The organism is Microbacterium wangyouchuni (genome assembly GCF_051546305.1).
In the GTDB taxonomy this organism is placed as follows: Bacteria; Actinomycetota; Actinomycetes; order Actinomycetales; family Microbacteriaceae; genus Microbacterium.
The window spans coordinates 32770-48062 of sequence record NZ_JBPTMA010000004.1; the positions used below are offsets into that span (position 1 = coordinate 32770).

General features: G+C 64.3%; 15 protein-coding genes and 2 tRNA genes. 8 read left to right on the forward strand and 9 right to left on the reverse strand.

What is annotated here, in order from left to right:
- On the forward strand, window positions 1–1098 hold the full coding sequence (gene mnmA / locus ACSS7Z_RS09290; protein WP_438254334.1) for a tRNA 2-thiouridine(34) synthase MnmA: 1098 nt from the start codon (window positions 1–3) through the stop codon (window positions 1096–1098).
- Window positions 1099–1145: 47 nt separating this feature from the next.
- Window positions 1146–3494 carry an NAD-dependent DNA ligase LigA gene (ligA, locus tag ACSS7Z_RS09295; RefSeq protein ID WP_438254336.1) on the forward strand — a complete coding sequence of 783 codons (2349 nt, stop codon included), beginning with the start codon at window positions 1146–1148 and terminating at the stop codon, window positions 3492–3494.
- A 108-nt stretch (window positions 3495–3602) separates the two neighbouring features.
- Here ligA and ACSS7Z_RS09300 read toward each other — a convergent pair whose 3' ends face one another.
- Together ACSS7Z_RS09300 and ACSS7Z_RS09305 are read right to left on the reverse strand one after the other, a co-directional pair.
- A complete protein-coding gene (locus tag ACSS7Z_RS09300; protein WP_438254338.1) occupies window positions 3603–5456 on the reverse strand; it encodes a DEAD/DEAH box helicase in 1854 nt (617 codons plus the stop codon).
- 54 nt (window positions 5457–5510) lie between these two features.
- Window positions 5511–7211, reverse strand: coding sequence for a long-chain-fatty-acid--CoA ligase (locus ACSS7Z_RS09305; RefSeq protein ID WP_438254339.1), 1701 nt, complete (start codon window positions 7209–7211; stop codon window positions 5511–5513).
- A gap of 61 nt (window positions 7212–7272) precedes the next feature.
- Between ACSS7Z_RS09305 and gatC the strand changes: the two genes are divergently transcribed.
- From gatC to ACSS7Z_RS09335, 6 genes are read left to right on the forward strand one after another with little or no spacing between them, the layout of a single operon-like run.
- Window positions 7273–7572: an Asp-tRNA(Asn)/Glu-tRNA(Gln) amidotransferase subunit GatC gene (gatC, locus tag ACSS7Z_RS09310; protein WP_438254341.1), complete on the forward strand. Its 300-nt coding sequence runs from the start codon at window positions 7273–7275 to the stop codon at window positions 7570–7572.
- The gene (gene gatA, locus ACSS7Z_RS09315; protein WP_438254342.1) at window positions 7569–9086 is read left to right on the forward strand and encodes an Asp-tRNA(Asn)/Glu-tRNA(Gln) amidotransferase subunit GatA; all 1518 of its coding nucleotides are present in this window, start codon (window positions 7569–7571) and stop codon (window positions 9084–9086) included. The genes gatC and gatA overlap by 4 nt, the downstream gene beginning before the upstream one ends.
- Window positions 9086–10615, forward strand: a complete 1530-nt coding sequence (gatB, locus tag ACSS7Z_RS09320; protein WP_438254343.1) for an Asp-tRNA(Asn)/Glu-tRNA(Gln) amidotransferase subunit GatB — start codon at window positions 9086–9088, stop codon at window positions 10613–10615. The genes gatA and gatB overlap by 1 nt, the downstream gene beginning before the upstream one ends.
- Before the next feature lie 39 nt (window positions 10616–10654).
- Window positions 10655–11911, forward strand: a complete 1257-nt coding sequence (gene dinB / locus ACSS7Z_RS09325) for a DNA polymerase IV (protein WP_438254344.1) — start codon at window positions 10655–10657, stop codon at window positions 11909–11911.
- Window positions 11912–11962: 51 nt separating this feature from the next.
- Window positions 11963–12298 (forward strand): hypothetical protein, encoded by a 336-nt coding sequence (locus ACSS7Z_RS09330; protein ID WP_438254345.1) that lies wholly within the window; start codon window positions 11963–11965, stop codon window positions 12296–12298.
- Window positions 12282–12863, forward strand: coding sequence for a nucleoside/nucleotide kinase family protein (locus tag ACSS7Z_RS09335; RefSeq protein WP_438254346.1), 582 nt, complete (start codon window positions 12282–12284; stop codon window positions 12861–12863). Before ACSS7Z_RS09330 ends, ACSS7Z_RS09335 begins: the two co-directional genes overlap by 17 nt.
- Here ACSS7Z_RS09335 and ACSS7Z_RS09340 read toward each other — a convergent pair.
- The 7 genes from ACSS7Z_RS09340 to ACSS7Z_RS09370 form a co-directional block, all read right to left on the reverse strand.
- The gene (locus tag ACSS7Z_RS09340; RefSeq protein ID WP_438254348.1) at window positions 12860–13369 is read right to left on the reverse strand and encodes a DUF2017 family protein; all 510 of its coding nucleotides are present in this window, start codon (window positions 13367–13369) and stop codon (window positions 12860–12862) included. The two genes, ACSS7Z_RS09335 and ACSS7Z_RS09340, sit on opposite strands and share 4 nt — an antisense overlap.
- Complete coding sequence (gene clpS / locus ACSS7Z_RS09345; RefSeq protein WP_438254350.1) at window positions 13366–13662, reverse strand: ATP-dependent Clp protease adapter ClpS; 297 nt, start codon at window positions 13660–13662, stop codon at window positions 13366–13368. The genes ACSS7Z_RS09340 and clpS overlap by 4 nt, the downstream gene beginning before the upstream one ends.
- Complete coding sequence (locus tag ACSS7Z_RS09350) at window positions 13659–14006, reverse strand: metallopeptidase family protein (protein WP_438254351.1); 348 nt, start codon at window positions 14004–14006, stop codon at window positions 13659–13661. The genes clpS and ACSS7Z_RS09350 overlap by 4 nt, the downstream gene beginning before the upstream one ends.
- A gap of 75 nt (window positions 14007–14081) precedes the next feature.
- Window positions 14082–14157 (reverse strand) — tRNA-His (locus ACSS7Z_RS09355).
- Window positions 14158–14193: 36 nt separating this feature from the next.
- Window positions 14194–14820, reverse strand: a complete 627-nt coding sequence (gene orn, locus ACSS7Z_RS09360) for an oligoribonuclease (protein ID WP_438254353.1) — start codon at window positions 14818–14820, stop codon at window positions 14194–14196.
- Between the two features lie 37 nt (window positions 14821–14857).
- Window positions 14858–14932 (reverse strand) — tRNA-Arg (locus ACSS7Z_RS09365).
- A 73-nt stretch (window positions 14933–15005) separates the two neighbouring features.
- Complete coding sequence (locus ACSS7Z_RS09370; protein WP_438254354.1) at window positions 15006–15275, reverse strand: hypothetical protein; 270 nt, start codon at window positions 15273–15275, stop codon at window positions 15006–15008.
- Between the last annotated feature and the right edge of the window lie 18 nt (window positions 15276–15293).

Sequence of the window (15293 nt, forward strand, 5' to 3'; positions counted from 1 at the left end):
ATGCGTATTCTGGCAGCAATGAGCGGCGGTGTCGATTCTGCTGTTGCGGCCGCGAGGGCCGTGGAAGCAGGACACGATGTGACCGGCGTGCATCTGGCGCTGTCGCGCGCCGGTGGCACCCTGCGCACCGGCAGCCGCGGTTGCTGCACGATCGAGGATGCGATGGATGCGCGTCGCGCGTCTGACATGCTCGGCATCCCGTTCTATGTCTGGGACTTCTCCGAGCGTTTCCGCGACGACGTGATCGACGACTTCATCAGCGAGTATCAGGCCGGCCGTACACCGAACCCGTGCATGCGCTGCAACGAGAAGATCAAGTTCGCCGCCCTTCTCGAGCGGGCGTTGGAGTTGGGCTTCGATGCTGTGTGCACCGGGCACTACGCCACGCTGGTCGACGGCGAAGGCGGTTTGGAGCTGCACCGCGCATCGGACAACGCCAAGGACCAGTCCTATGTGCTGGGGGTCCTCACTGCTGAGCAGCTCGCGCACACGTATTTCCCGCTCGGTGAGACGCCGTCAAAGGCTCTGGTGCGGGCAGAAGCCGCCGAGCGCGGACTGAGCGTCGCGCAGAAGCCCGACAGTCACGACATCTGCTTCATTCCTGACGGAGACACCCGTGGCTGGCTCGCGGAGAAGGTTGGCGCTGAGCAGGGCGAGATCCTCGACCGCACCGGAGCGGTGGTGGGCTCGCATGACGGTGCCCACGCCTTCACCGTCGGGCAGCGTCGCGGGTTGAAGCTCGGCGTGCCGGCAGCTGATGGCAAGCCCCGGTTCGTGCTGGAGGTTCGCCCGGTCTCGAACACGGTGGTCGTCGGTCCGAAGGAAGCGCTCGCTATCGGTGAGATCTCGGGAGCTCGGTTCTCGTGGGCCGGGGCCGCACCGGTATCGTCGGAATTCGACTGCCACGTGCAGATTCGCGCGCATTCCGAGCCGGTTCCCGCACATGCGACGGTTTCGGATGACGGGGTGCAGGTGATTCCGGAGATACCGCTGGATGGCGTCGCGCCAGGCCAGACCGCTGTGCTCTATGTCGGCACGCGCGTGCTGGGACAATTCACGATTGATCACACGGTTTCGGCGGTTCCGGTCGACGCGTAAGAGTCGGGGCTCCCCGCGATGTCGGCGGTCGCTCGTAGAATTGCCAGGTGCCTGAGAACATCTCGTTGGAAGCCGCCCGTGTCGAGGCCGAGGAACTGACCACCCGCATCCTCGATGCCAAAGACGCCTACTACGGCCGCGACACCTCAGTAGTGGACGATGCCACCTACGACGGGTGGATGCACCGGCTCGAAGAGCTAGAACGGCTTCATCCCGAGCTGCAGGGGCAGGACTCGCCGACGCAGATGGTCGGTGCCGCTGAATCGACCGGCCTCGCGACGATCGAGCACGCGGAGCGGATGCTGAGCCTGGACAACGTGTTCTCGCTTGAGGAGCTGCGTGACTGGGCTGCGAAGACCACGGCGGCTTCCGGCCGCGAAGTCGCCTGGCTCACCGAGTTGAAGATCGATGGCCTCGCGATCAACCTGCGCTATGAGAACGGTGTGCTGACCTCCGCTGCGACGCGTGGCGATGGCAGGGTCGGCGAGATCGTCACGGAGAATGCGCTGCGGCTGGCTGATATCCCCGAGCGGCTGAGCGGCGAGGGGCATCCGCCGATCGTCGAGGTCCGCGGTGAAGTCTTTATCCCGGTGGCGGCCTTCGAGCGGCTGAACGCCGCTCAGGCATCGTTTCGTGAGCGTGCGTACGCCGACAATGCGGCGCGCTGGGAGGCCCGCAGTGGCGCGAAGCGCCCCTTCGATGAAGAGAAGGCGCGAGCAGCCGCCGCACGCCGCTTCCCGTCGTTCGCCAATCCGCGCAATGCCGCCAGCGGTGGACTACGGCAGCAGATCGACAAGAAGGACGGGCTCGAGCTCGAGGCGGGTCTGCTGCGAGTAGATTCGTTGTCGCTGTACGTGCACGGCATCGGGGCGTGGCCCGACCCTCCGGTCGCATCGCAGAGTGAGGTCTATGACTTGCTCGCCACCTGGGGACTGCCGATGAGCCCGCACACCCAGGTGCATCACGGGATCGATGAGGTCGCCGCCTTCGTAGCGTACTTCGGTGAGCACCGGCACGATATCGAGCACGAACTCGACGGAATCGTCGTCAAAGTCGATGAGCTGGCGCTGCATGATGAGCTGGGAACGACTTCGCGCGCGCCGCGCTGGGCGATCGCGTACAAGTACCCGCCGGAAGAAGTCCAGACGACCCTGCTCGACATCGTCGTCTCGGTCGGACGCACCGGTCGGGCCACCCCGTTCGCCGTCATGGCGCCCGCACATGTGGCGGGGTCGGTGGTGCGGCAAGCAACGCTGCACAACAAGGATGTCGTCAAGGCCAAGGGCGTTCTCATCGGCGACACCGTTGTGCTGCGAAAGGCGGGCGATGTCATCCCCGAGGTGCTGGGGCCGGTCGTCGAGAAGCGCGATGGAACGGAACGCGAGTTCGTCATGCCGGAAGGCTGCCCCGAGTGCGGCACGCCGCTTCGCGCGATGAAAGAGGGCGATATCGATCTGCGTTGCCCGAACGCGCGGTCGTGTCCTGCGCAGGTGCGCGGACGGGTGGAGCACATCGGCTCGCGCGGCGCGCTCGATATTCCAGCGCTCGGAGAAGAAGCAGCAATCGCACTCACCGGGCCTGGCGGAGTTCTGGCGACCGAGGCGCCCCTGTTTTCCTTGAACGAGGACGAACTGCCACGGATCGAAGTCGCTATTATCGACTCAGAATCGGGTGCCCCACGGTTCCGGGCCGACGGTAAGGCGATGGTCAAACGTCTCTTCTGGAATGTCAAAGAAGTCTGGCCCGAGCACGCGGTTGGTATGACCCGCGCGCAACGCAGCAAGGCAAGCGTGGTGAAGGAAGAGGTTTGGACGGTTTCCAAGACGGGAACCGAGCTCATTGCAGGACTTGATGCAGCGAAGACCAAGGAGCTCTGGCGACTGCTGGTCTCGCTGAACATTCGCCACGTGGGACCGGTCGCTGCCCGAGCCCTGGCACAGTGGTTCGGGTCGCTCGAGGCGATTCGCGCGGCATCCCGTGAAGAACTCGCCGCTGTCGAGGGCGTCGGCGGAATCATCGCCGACTCACTGCTGGACTGGTTCGAGGTCGACTGGCACGTCGAGATCGTGGAGAAGTGGGCTGAGGCCGGTGTGCAGTGGGTAACGCCGGGGCATCCCGGTCCTGGTGCGGCGGTCGCCGAAGGGGGAGTGCTCGACGGGCTCACGATCGTGGCGACCGGATCTCTCGACGGATACACCCGCGATGGCGCCCAGGAAGCAATCATCCGGGCCGGCGGCAAGGCGGCATCCAGCGTCTCGAAGAAGACTGATTTCGTGGCGGCCGGGCCCGGAGCGGGCTCCAAGCTCGCGAAGGCAGAGGATCTCGGCATCCGCATTCTGGATGCTGCGCAGTTCCATGTTCTCGTCACGGAGGGCCCGGCCGCATTGGGCGGCTGAGCGGATTAGCCAGGGGCGCCTTGAACCCCTGGCGCCAAAAACACTTTGCTGCATGAGACAGGCCTTGTTAGGCCCTGTCTCATGCAGCAAAGTGTTTCTCGAGCGGAATCAGTCCTTGTGACGCGGCTTCCGGAACGGCGCGCGGTCGGATCCGCCCTCGTTGCGGTCAGACCCGCGGCGGTCGCCGTAGCCACCCTCACGACGTGAGGCGTAGCCGCCATCGCGGGAGCCACCATCGCGGGAGCCACCATCGCGGGAGCTGCCACCACGGGGGCCGCGGTCGGGCTTGATCTCGATGAGACGACCGGAGATCCGGGTGTCCTTGAGCTTGTCGAGCACGGACGGGTTCATGTTCGAGGGCAGCTCGACGATGGAGAAGTCCGGCTTGATGTTGATGGCGCCGAAGTCATCGCGTCCGAGGCCACCCTCGTTCGCCAGCGCACCGACGATCTGACGCGGCTCGACGCGGTGACGACGGCCGACCTCGATGCGGTACGCGGAGTAGTCTCCGCGGCTGCGACGCTCACGTGGTTCACGAGCCGGACGATCGTTGCGGTCACGGTCGACACGCGGACGGTTGTCGCGTTCGACGGCTGCCGTCAGCGGGTCGTTCGCGGGGTCCAGCAGCAGCGGGGTCGCGCCCTGAGCAACAACAGCAAGTGCTGCGGCAACATCGGCCTCAGGCACATCGTGGTTGCGCACATAGTGTGCCACGATGTCGCGGAAAGCGGCGATGCGCGCGGTCTCGGCGAGAGCAGCGGTGATGCCATCGTCGAAGCGTGCGAGGCGCGTCGTGTTGACGTCTTCGGTGCTCGGCAGAGTCATCTGCGTCGGCGCCTGACGGGTGGCCTTCTCGATGCTCTTGAGCAGGTAGCGCTCGCGCGGCGTGATGAAGCTGATCGCATCACCGGAGCGACCCGCACGACCGGTACGGCCGATACGGTGCACGTAGGATTCGGTGTCGGTCGGGATGTCGTAGTTCACGACGTGGCTGATGCGCTCGACATCAAGTCCACGCGCGGCAACATCGGTAGCGACGAGGATGTCGAGCTTGCCATCCTTCAGCTGGTTCACGCTGCGCTCGCGCTGAACCTGAGCAACGTCACCGTTGATCGCGGCTGCGGAGTACCCGCGAGCACGGAGCTTCTCAGCCAGAGTCTCGGTTTCGTTCTTCGTGCGGACGAAGACGATCATGCCGTCGAAGTTCTCGACCTCGAGGATTCGGGTGAGCGCATCGACCTTCTGCTGGTAAGAGACGATGAGGTAGCGCTGCGTGATGTTCGTGGCAGTCGCGGTCTTGGACTTGACCGTGATCTCTTCGGCATCGCGCAGGTACTTCTGCGCAAGACGACGGATCTGCGGCGGCATCGTCGCTGAGAAGAGCGCGACCTGCTTCTCGACGGGAGTCTGCGAAAGAATCTGCTCGACGTCTTCTGCGAAGCCCATCTTCAGCATCTCATCGGCCTCATCAAGCACGAGGTACTTCAGCTCAGACAGGTCGAGGGTGCCCTTAGCGAGGTGGTCCATGATGCGACCGGGCGTGCCGACGACGACGTGCACGCCACGGCGCAGCGCCGACAGCTGAACGCCGTAACCCTGACCGCCGTACACGGGAAGGACGTGAACGCCCTTCATCTTCGCGGAGTATGACTCGAACGCTTCACACACCTGCAGCGCGAGCTCGCGGGTCGGTGCGAGCACGAGTGCCTGCGGGGTCTTCTGCGAGGCATCGAGGCGCTCAAGCACAGGGAGAGCGAATGCCGCGGTCTTGCCGGTTCCGGTCTGGGCCATGCCGACCACATCGCGGCCGTTCAGGAGAGTCGGGATAGTCGCGGCCTGGATCGGCGAGGGAGTCTCATAGCCGAGGTCGCGGATGGCTTTTAACACCGGCCCGGTAATACCGAGCTCCTCGAATCCGGGAGCGGCGGGGGCGTCGGGTGTCAGATCTTCGTCAGCAGTCACTTCCCGAGAATAGCGCCTTCACCTGAGAAGGTGCCTGATGACGCGGCCGACGCGCTACTGATCCTTGGTCGATTCGATCAACTGTTCACGCACCTGCCGTCGCAGGACCTTACCGATCATCGACGTCGGAAGTTCGTCCGTGACGAACAATCGCCTGGGCACCTTGTAGGGGGTCAGGATGCCTCGCACGAAATCACGGACGTCCTGCTCATCGAGTTCCACTCCGGCATCCATGACCACGGCAGCGACAACCTCTTCTCCGCTGTGACCGCTGGGGAGTCCGACGACGGCCGCATCGGCGATGGCCGGGTGCTGTCGCAGGGCGATCTCCACTTCGGTCGGTGAGACGTTGAATCCACCGGTGATGATGAGCTCTTTGATGCGGTCAACGACACGGAGGAAGCCCTTCTCATCCATCGTGACCACATCTCCGGTGCGGAACCAGCCGTCGTGGAAGACCGCGGCTGTCGCTTCCGGGCGCCCGTAGTAGCCGGAGAACACCTGGGGACCCCGCACGAGCAGCTCGCCCGGCGCACCCACGGCGACGTCGCGATTGAGGTCGTCTTGATCTGCGACACGCACCTCGGTGCCAGGAATCGGCAGTCCGATGCTTCCGGCCACCCGGTTCGGCGCCACGGGGTTCACCATCAACACCGGTGAGCATTCGGAAAGACCGTAGCCCTCGACGAGGTAGCCGCCGGTCGCAGCCTCCCACGGCTCGACGAGTTTCGCGTCCAGTGCCATGGCTCCGGATACGCCGATACCGGTCCCCGCCAGCGAAATCCCGCGTTCACGGGCTCGAATGAGGAGGCGCTCTGCGATCGGCGGTACCAGCGGCAGCACCGTGGCAGGCCGCTTGCGTGTGACGTCGAGCACCATGTCCGGATCGAACTTGGGGAACAACACCAGACGCGCGGCCATCGACATAGCAAACGTCAGACACAGCGTCAGCCCATAGGCGTGGAACATGGGCAGGACCGCGTAGAACACTGTTCCTGCGCCACGTTGCACCTCGGGAATCCACGCGCCGGCCTGCATGGCATTGGCGAGCAGATTGCGGTGCGTCAGCGAGGCGCCCTTCGGGTCACCGGTGGTGCCGCTGGTGTATTGGATGATTGCGAGCTCATCGACGCCCGGACGCGGATGCGAGGACGCAATCGGCTCATGGGCAAGGATCTGCTCCCATTTGAGTACGCCATGCACAGGAGAGGTGAGCTGAGCGCGCTTAGCTCGCAACGAGGGGACCGGCAGACGGAGTGCGATTCTCATGAGTGCTGGCATCGCATGGGTGATGTCGACCGAGATCAGCGTGTTCACGGTGAGATCCGCGGGGAACTCCTGCACCGTCGGGGCGACTTTGCTCCAGATGATCGCATGTGTGGCCCCATGGTCGGAGAACTGCTTGCGCAGCTCCCGCGGTGTGTAGAGCGGGTTGTGTTCGACGACGACCGCGCCCAGGCGCAGCACCGCGTAGAACGCGATGATGTGCTGCGGACAGTTGGGCAGAATGATTGCGACCGGGTCTCCCGCGCGCACGCCGCACTGGTGCAGACCAGCCGCGGCACGTTCGATCGACTCCTGCAACTGCCGGTAGGTCGTCTCCTGGCCGAAGAACTCCAACGCGACAGCATCCGGGTAGTCGCGAGCGGATGCCTCCACGATGTCGAGGAGGGAACCGTTGATCTCGCCGAGATCGGATGGGACACCGGGAGCATAAGACGAGGTCCACGGACGAGGGGGATCGAAGATCGGCATGAATATCAGCCTATGGGCACACGCGGCAGGTCTCACGCGGTGTGCGCCTTAGACTGGAGTGGTGTCTGAAATCACCCCTGATCTTGTGCGCCATCTCGGCGTGCTTGCGCGCATCCAGCTGAACGACGACGAGGTGACTCGCCTGACCGGTGAACTCGACGCCATCGTCGACAACATCGCAAAGGTGTCGGAGGTGGCGACGCCGGACGTCCCGGCCACCAGCCACCCGATCCCGCTCGCGAACGTCTTCCGTCCCGACGTGGTCGGCGAGACGCTCACGCATGAGCAGGTGCTGCAGAATGCCCCGGATGCCGCCGACGGCCGCTTCCGCGTAACCGCGATCCTGGGAGAAGAACAGTGAGCGACATCATCCGCCTCACCGCCGCAGAGCTTGCCGCCAAGCTGACCAGCGGTGAAGTCTCCAGCCGCGAGGCCACTCAGGCGCACCTCGACCGGATCGCCGCCGTTGACGGCGACGTCCACGCATTCCTGCACGTGAACGAGGGCGCACTGGCTGCTGCCGACGCCGTTGACGCACGGCGCGCCGCGGGGGAGGAGCTGGGCTCTCTGGCCGGCGTTCCGCTCGCGATCAAGGACGTCCTGGTCACCACCGATCAGCCCACCACGAGCGGTTCGAAGATCCTCGAGGGCTACATGTCGCCGTACGACGCGACCGTGGTCGCCCGTTCGCGCGCTGCTGGTCTCGTTCCGCTGGGCAAGACCAACATGGACGAGTTCGCCATGGGCTCCTCCACCGAACACTCCGCGTACGGCCCCACGCGCAACCCCTGGGATCTCGACCGGATCCCTGGTGGTTCCGGCGGTGGCTCGGCCGCCGCAGTGGCAGCGTTCGAGGCGCCGCTCGCGCTCGGCTCGGACACCGGCGGATCGATCCGTCAGCCCGCCCACGTGACCGGGACGGTCGGCCTCAAGCCGACCTACGGCGGCGTCAGCCGCTACGGTGCGATCGCGCTGGCATCGAGCCTCGATCAGGTCGGTCCTGTCACGCGAACAGTGCTCGACTCCGGGCTGCTGCACGACATCATCGGCGGGCACGACCCCAAGGATTCCACCTCGCTGACCGACGCGTGGCCGTCGTTCGCAGAAGCTGCCCGTGAGGGCGCCCGCGGAGACGTGCTGAAAGGTCTGAAGGTCGGCGTCATCAAGGAGCTGCCGGACTCGGGCTTCCAGCCTGGTGTTGCGGCATCCTTCCGCGCTTCTCTCGACATCCTCGAGGCGAACGGCGCGGAGATCATCGAAATCTCGACCCCGCACTTCGAGTACGGCGTGGCCGCCTACTACCTGATTCTGCCGGCCGAGGCATCCAGCAACTTGGCGAAGTTCGACTCGGTGCGCTTCGGCATGCGCGTCATCCCCGAAGGTGCCGCGACCGTTGAAGACGTGATGTCGGCGACGCGTGAAGCTGGCTTCGGCGACGAGGTCAAACGCCGCATCATCCTCGGAACGTATGCGCTCTCGGCCGGATACTACGACGCGTACTACGGCAGCGCGCAGAAGGTGCGCACGCTCATCCAGCAGGACTTCGACAAAGCGTTCGCCGAGGTCGACGTGATTGCGACCCCGACCGCTCCGACCACGGCGTTCAAGATCGGCGAGCGCATCGGCGACCCGCTGCAGATGTACTTGAACGATCTGACGACGATCCCGGCGAACCTTGCTGGCGTCCCCGGGATCTCGATCCCGTCCGGGCTTGCTGACGACGACGGTCTGCCCGTCGGCATCCAGTTCCTGGCCCCCGCTTACGAGGATGCCCGGTTGTATCGCGTCGGCGCGGCTCTGGAGACCGCGCTCGTCGACTCGTGGGGAGCACCACTGCTCACGCGGGCACCCCAGCTCGCAGGAGGGAACCGCTGATGGCCGCGGCAAAGCTTATGGACTTCGACAAGGCTCTCGAGATGTTCGAGCCGGTGCTCGGTTTCGAGGTGCACGTCGAGTTGAACACCAATACGAAGATGTTCTCGGATGCCCCGAACCCGGCGAACGAGAAATACCACGCCGCGGAGCCGAACACGCTCATCGCTGCTGTGGATCTGGGTCTTCCCGGTGCGCTGCCGGTCGTGAACGCGACCGCCATCGAATCGTCGATCAGCCTCGGACTTGCGCTGAACTGCTCGATCGCAGCATCCAGTCGTTTCGCTCGAAAGAACTACTTCTACCCCGACCTGGGTAAGAACTACCAGATCTCGCAGTACGACGAGCCGATCGCCTACGAGGGATCCGTCGTGGTCGAGTTGGAGGACGGCACACTCGTCACGATTCCGATCGAGCGCGCGCACATGGAAGAGGATGCCGGAAAGCTCACCCACATGGGCGGTGCCACCGGGCGCATCCAGGGTGCTGAGTACTCGCTCGTCGATTACAACCGTGCCGGTGTCCCGTTGGTCGAGATCGTCACGAACATCATCTACGGCGCGGAGCACCGTGCTCCCGAGATCGCGAAGGCGTACGTCGCCACGATCCGTGACATCGTGCGCAGCCTCGGCATTTCCGAAGCGCGTCTCGAGCGCGGCAACCTGCGCTGCGATGCGAACGTCTCGCTGCGTCCGCGTGTCGCCGAGGGCGCAGAACCAGCACCGCTGGGGACGCGCACGGAGACGAAGAACGTCAACTCCATGCGTTCGGTGGAGCGTGCTGTTCGCCACGAGATCCAGCGTCAGGCGCAGATCCTCGCAGATGGCGGCACCATCACGCAGGAGACCAGGCACTGGCACGAGGACACCGGTACGACTTCGCCGGGCCGTCCGAAGTCGGATGCTGATGACTACCGGTACTTCCCGGAGCCCGACCTGCTGCCCGTGCAGCCTGCGATCGAACTCATCGAAAAGTTGCGGGCAGAGCTTCCCGAGCAGCCCGTCACGCGCCGCCGCCGGTTGAAGGCAGAGTGGAGCTTCACGGATCTGGAGTTCCAAGATGTGCGCAACAGCGGTCTGATCGATGAGGTCGAGGCGACAATCGCTGCGGGTGCGGCTCCTGCCGCTGCGCGCAAGTGGTGGACCGGCGAGATCTCTCGTCTGGCGAACACCCAGGACGAGGTCGCCGCAGATCTCATCAGCCCGGAGAACGTCGCCGCGCTGCAGAAGCTCGTGGATGAGGGAACCCTCACCGACAAGCTTGCGCGTCAGGTGCTCGAAGGTGTTGTCGCCGGTGAGGGAACTCCGCAAGAGGTCGTCGATGCGCGCGGTCTTGCTGTCGTCTCCGACGATGGCGCGCTGATCGCTGCGATCGATGACGCTTTCGCTGCCCAGCCCGACGTGCTTGCCAAGATCAAGGACGGCAAGGTCCAGGCTGCTGGTGCCGTGATCGGTGCTGTGATGAAGGCGATGAAGGGACAGGCAGACGCCGCCCGCGTGCGTGAGCTGATCCTGGAGCGTGCTGCGGGGTAGTCGTCTGAGAATGTCGCACGCATCGGCGAGAATGGATGCATGGGACGAGGCGACGGGCGAGGCAGACTCGTCTCTCCTGACGGGGCGGATGACACCGGCACCCGGATCCTCCACGTTGACATGGACGCGTTCTATGCGGCCGTCGAAGTGCTCGATGATCCATCGCTGGCGGGACTTCCGCTGATCATCGGTGCGCCGGATGGACGCTCGGTCGTCTCCAGCGCATCGTATGAAGCTCGCCGGTACGGTGTGCGCGCGGCGATGCCGGTGGGACAGGCAATGCGGCTGTGCCCGACGGCTCGGATCGTCATGCCGCACTTCGAGCGCTACCAGGAGATCTCCCGGCAGGTGATGGCGGTGTTCGAGTCGATCACTCCGCTGGTCGAACCGCTCTCGGTGGATGAGGCATTCCTGGATGTTCAGGGGGTGCGGCGGCTCTGGGGGAGTCCGGGCGAGATCGCTCATCTCGTGCGGAAGCGGATTCATGCAGAGGTCGGGATCACCTGCAGCGTGGGCGTCGCCGCCACCAAACACGTCGCCAAGATTGCCTCGACGATATCGAAACCCAATGGGCTCCTCATTGTCGCGGCTGCGGATACTGCTGACTTTCTGGAACCGCTGTCGGTGCGCGCGATGTGGGGTGTCGGGCCGAAGGCGGCTGAGACGCTGGAGGGACGCGGCATCCGAACTATCGGTGACATCCGCCAATCCCCGCAGGACATGCTCGATCGGGCCGTGGGGCCCGCGTTGGGCGCTCGAATCGCCCAGCTGTCCCGGGGTGAGGATGCTCGCGCAGTTGAGGTGGAGCGCGTCGAGAAGAGCATCGGACATGAAGAGACCTTCGACGTCGACGTCTCCGACCGTGAGTTCCTGCGCGCCGAGTTGTTACGGCTTGCGGATCGGGTCGCTGTTCGCCTTCGCCGGGCGGATTGGGAGTGTGGGACTGTTGCAATCAAGATTCGCTTCGATGACTTCTCCACGCTGAGCCGATCCCAAACGTTGTCCGAGCCGACATCTGTCGGTCAGCGGATCGGAGAAGCGGCGCAGACGCTGTATGAGTCGATCGACCGGCGTGATCCAGTCCGACTCGTGGGCGTTCGCGCGGAGAAGTTGCGCCCGGCTGGGGGAGCAGCCTTCGCGCTGTGGGACGACGATGAGCATTGGCGCAAGGTCGAGGGCGCACTGGATGATGCGCGTGCTCGTTTCGGGAACACGACGATCAGCCGGGCGCGTCACCTGGGTCGAGGTGCCGGACGCGGTGCACCGCAGCACCCCCAGGCGCACGGACTCGACTGACAACGGTCAGATTCATCTGCGCAGATGGACGTTCCGCGATAGCGTTGCCTCATGCCTAACATCGCAGTAGAACTCGGAGAACAAGTAGCCGCATTCGGCGTGAAGAGCGCCTACGGTGAGCCGCAGGATGTCGATGGGGTGAGCATTACCCCTGTCGCTCTGACCATGTCGGGATTCGCTGGAGGAACGGGAACCGGCGGCGAGGGCGGCGGCAGCGGCGAGGGTGGGAGCGGCGGCGGTGTGTCCATTCCGCTTGGCGTATATGTCCGACGCGAGGAAGGACTGCGTTTCGAGCCGAATCTGGTCACGCTGCTTGCGGTAGCGATCCCGTTCGTCTGCGTGGCAGGTCGTGCTCTCACGCGCGTGATCCGTGCACTCAAGAAGTAGCGACCCGGTCGCGCTCGCACTGCAGCGTGGAGCTGCCAGCATCCTGGATGCGATCGTCGATGTGGCCGCATCCAATCCGGTCGTGTTGATCGATGGTCGGGCCGGCGCCGGGAAGTCCACGCTCGCGCGTCTGGTCGCGGCGAACTGGCCGCTGGCAGGACAACCGCAACTCATTGCGCTGGACTCGCTCTACCCAGGCTGGGACGGGATGGATGCGGGGGTGGAGTGTGCTCTGCACGATATTCTTCGGCCGCACGCGCGCGGGTTGCTCAGCACCTGGCGGCGCTGGGATTGGGAGTTGGAGATGGAAGCGGAAGCGAGCGCAGTGACGCCCGCGCTCGGTGTCATACTCGAGGGTTGCGGCGCGCTCAACCCGGCTACGGCTCGACTGGCTGATGTGCGTGTATGGGTGCAATCACCGGAGCCTGCGCGTAAACGCCGCGCGCTCGAGCGCGATGGTGACACCTTCCGACCGCACTGGGACCGATGGGCCGCACAGGAGGACAGTCACATTCGCCGTCACGATCCGCACGAGCTCGCGACGCTGACCGTCACGATTCCTTAGAATGCCGTCTCGTCCACGTCGTCGGCCAGCGTGAGCAGGGTGTCGAGACGGTAGGCGAGCCAGTCGTAGACGCCGAAGCGCGGGTCGTCCGGATCACGCTGTTCATCGTCGGTGGTGATGTCCAACCGTGACGCGATCACCAGGCGGATCGCGGTGAGTGTGCGCAGCCACGCGTCAAGGTCTTCCGGCGGGATAGTGATGTCTCGGGGTGTGAGCGCTTGTTCTTCGGTGAGCGTCTCGGCATCAGCGGTGACGAAAGGGGCGAGAGCGTGTTGCACACGCGTGGCGTCCTGGACACGACGATCGATCAGGTCATCGCGGGTTGCTGATCGGAACTCGGCCGAGGCTGCGGCATCCTCCGGGTAGACATCGGGAGTGAGTCGATCGATGCCAGGGTCGGATGTGTCGGCGGACATCGCCAGAACACTGGTGAACTCGTCGATGAGTCCGCTGAGGTGCAAGCACTCGATGGTCGCCAGCGGTAGGCGGATGCTGCGTCCGTTCACTGCGGGGCCAATCTCACCGTGGCCCACAAGCCGTAGTCGTGCATGGCTTGGGCATGAACCTCCATCGTCTCGCGGGGTCCGGTGGCAACGATCGCGTGTCCATCGTGGTGGACGGCGAGCATGAGCTGAGTCGCGTGTTCGACGGAGTATCCGAAGTACGAGCGGAATACGCGCACGACATAGTTCATGAGGTTGACCGGGTCATTCCAGACCACGACTTGCCACGGCTGCGCGGGAACGGCGTGCAGATCGGTGAGGTCGTCGAGTTCGGGGAGCACCGCGGGGATTGTCATGCCCATCCCAGCTCGTGCAGTTGGGCGTCATTGATGCCGTAGAAGTGTGCGATCTCGTGGACGAGAGTGGTGTGGACTTCGTCGCGCAGCTCTTCTTCGGTGTCGCACTGAGCGAGATGCGGTTCGCGGAATACGACGATGCGGTCGGGGAGTTCACCCATGCCGTACTGGCCGCGTTCGGTGAGCGCGAGCCCATCGTAGACGCCCAGGAGGTCGAGGCTGCCGTCTTCCGGGCGGTCCTCAACGACGAAGATGACGTTGTCGAGTCCGTCAACCATCTCATCGGGCAGCTGATCGAGCTCGTCGATGACGAGCCGTTCGAAAGCTGGGGCATCCATCTCCATCACCATCCAGCCTATTGCGCTGAGCCATGGTCGGGAGAATGCAGAAGGCCCGAGTGTTCAACTCGGGCCTTCCTGTGGGGTGGCTAACGGGGCTTGAACCCGCGACCCCCGCGACCACAACGCGGTGCTCTACCAACTGAGCTATAGCCACCATGTGCCCGCCGAAACAGGCAACTAGAAGAGTGTATTACACCTCTGGGCTGAATGACGAAACGGTGCGCGCGGCGATGTCTCGTGCCTCATCGCTGGTCGGGCCTGGCTCGGCGACGAACACGGCTTCGCGGTAGTAACGAAGCTCTCGAATCGACTCCAGGATGTCGGCGAGTGCGCGGTGTCCGCCGTTTTTGGCGGGGGCCTGGAAGAAGACTCGTGGGTACCAGCGCCGGGACAATTCTTTGATGCTGGAGACGTCGACATTGCGGTAGTGCAGCCACTGATCGATCTGCGGCATGTACTTCGCCAGGAACATGCGATCGGTGCCGATCGTGTTTCCTGCGAGCGGCGCCTTGCGCTCCAGCGGGACAAACCTCTTGATATATGCCAGCGTCTGCGCCTCAGCATCTGCCAGTGAGATGCCCTGCGGAATTTCCTCGATGAGCCCGGACGACGTGTGCATTTGCGTGACGAAGTCGTTCATATTCTCCAGAGCGGAGTCATTGGGCTTAATGACCACCTGGAACCCCGGATCAATGGGGCGAAGCTCGAAGTCTGTGATGACGACGGCGATCTCGACGAGTTCATCCACCGCGAGGTCGAGACCTGTCATTTCGCAGTCGATCCAGACAAGACGGTCATTTTCGGACGCAGATACCATGACTCGATTCTATCGAGAGCACGGACACTGAACGCTGTGGTCCCCCAGGCACGATTCGAACGTGCGACCGGCGACTTAGAAGATCGATGCTCTTCCGCTGAGCTACTGGGGGTCGACATCTAGATTAGCGATGTTTTCCCGCTCGGCTGCAATCATCGGCGCTCGCGCTGTCCTCGCAGACCGCGCTACCCGTTTCGTAGGGCTTGCACCGCATCGTCGGGACGCCAGAAGTCACCGACCAGCCGGAAGGCACCCGATGCCAGGTGCAGGCGTTCGGCGCGGTACCGGAGGCCCAGCGGGTCGGCGATGATTCGCAGGTGGCCGAGGATGCGGCCGGCGGCGTCTTCGACGCGCCAGAGATGATCGGATGCGCGTACCAGGTGCTCGCGCGTCGAGGAGAGAGCAGGGGAGGAGTACGGAACCTCGGGCAAATGCTGGAGTTGAGTGGTTGACATCGGAATCTCCTTTCGACT

Coding starts and splice junctions, on each gene's coding strand:
- ACSS7Z_RS09305 (WP_438254339.1), bottom strand. CDS start 7,211: ATGCCGATCTTCGATCCCCCTCGTCCGTGGACCTCGTCTTATGCTCCC.
- orn (WP_438254353.1), bottom strand. CDS start 14,820: ATGGTATCTGCGTCCGAAAATGACCGTCTTGTCTGGATCGACTGCGAA.
- clpS (WP_438254350.1), bottom strand. CDS start 13,662: ATGACAATCCCCGCGGTGCTCCCCGAACTCGACGACCTCACCGATCTG.
- dinB (WP_438254344.1), top strand. CDS start 10,655: ATGGGACGAGGCGACGGGCGAGGCAGACTCGTCTCTCCTGACGGGGCG.
- ACSS7Z_RS09330 (WP_438254345.1), top strand. CDS start 11,963: ATGCCTAACATCGCAGTAGAACTCGGAGAACAAGTAGCCGCATTCGGC.
- ACSS7Z_RS09350 (WP_438254351.1), bottom strand. CDS start 14,006: ATGGAGATGGATGCCCCAGCTTTCGAACGGCTCGTCATCGACGAGCTC.
- gatB (WP_438254343.1), top strand. CDS start 9,086: ATGGCCGCGGCAAAGCTTATGGACTTCGACAAGGCTCTCGAGATGTTC.
- mnmA (WP_438254334.1), top strand. CDS start 1: ATGCGTATTCTGGCAGCAATGAGCGGCGGTGTCGATTCTGCTGTTGCG.
- ACSS7Z_RS09370 (WP_438254354.1), bottom strand. CDS start 15,275: ATGTCAACCACTCAACTCCAGCATTTGCCCGAGGTTCCGTACTCCTCC.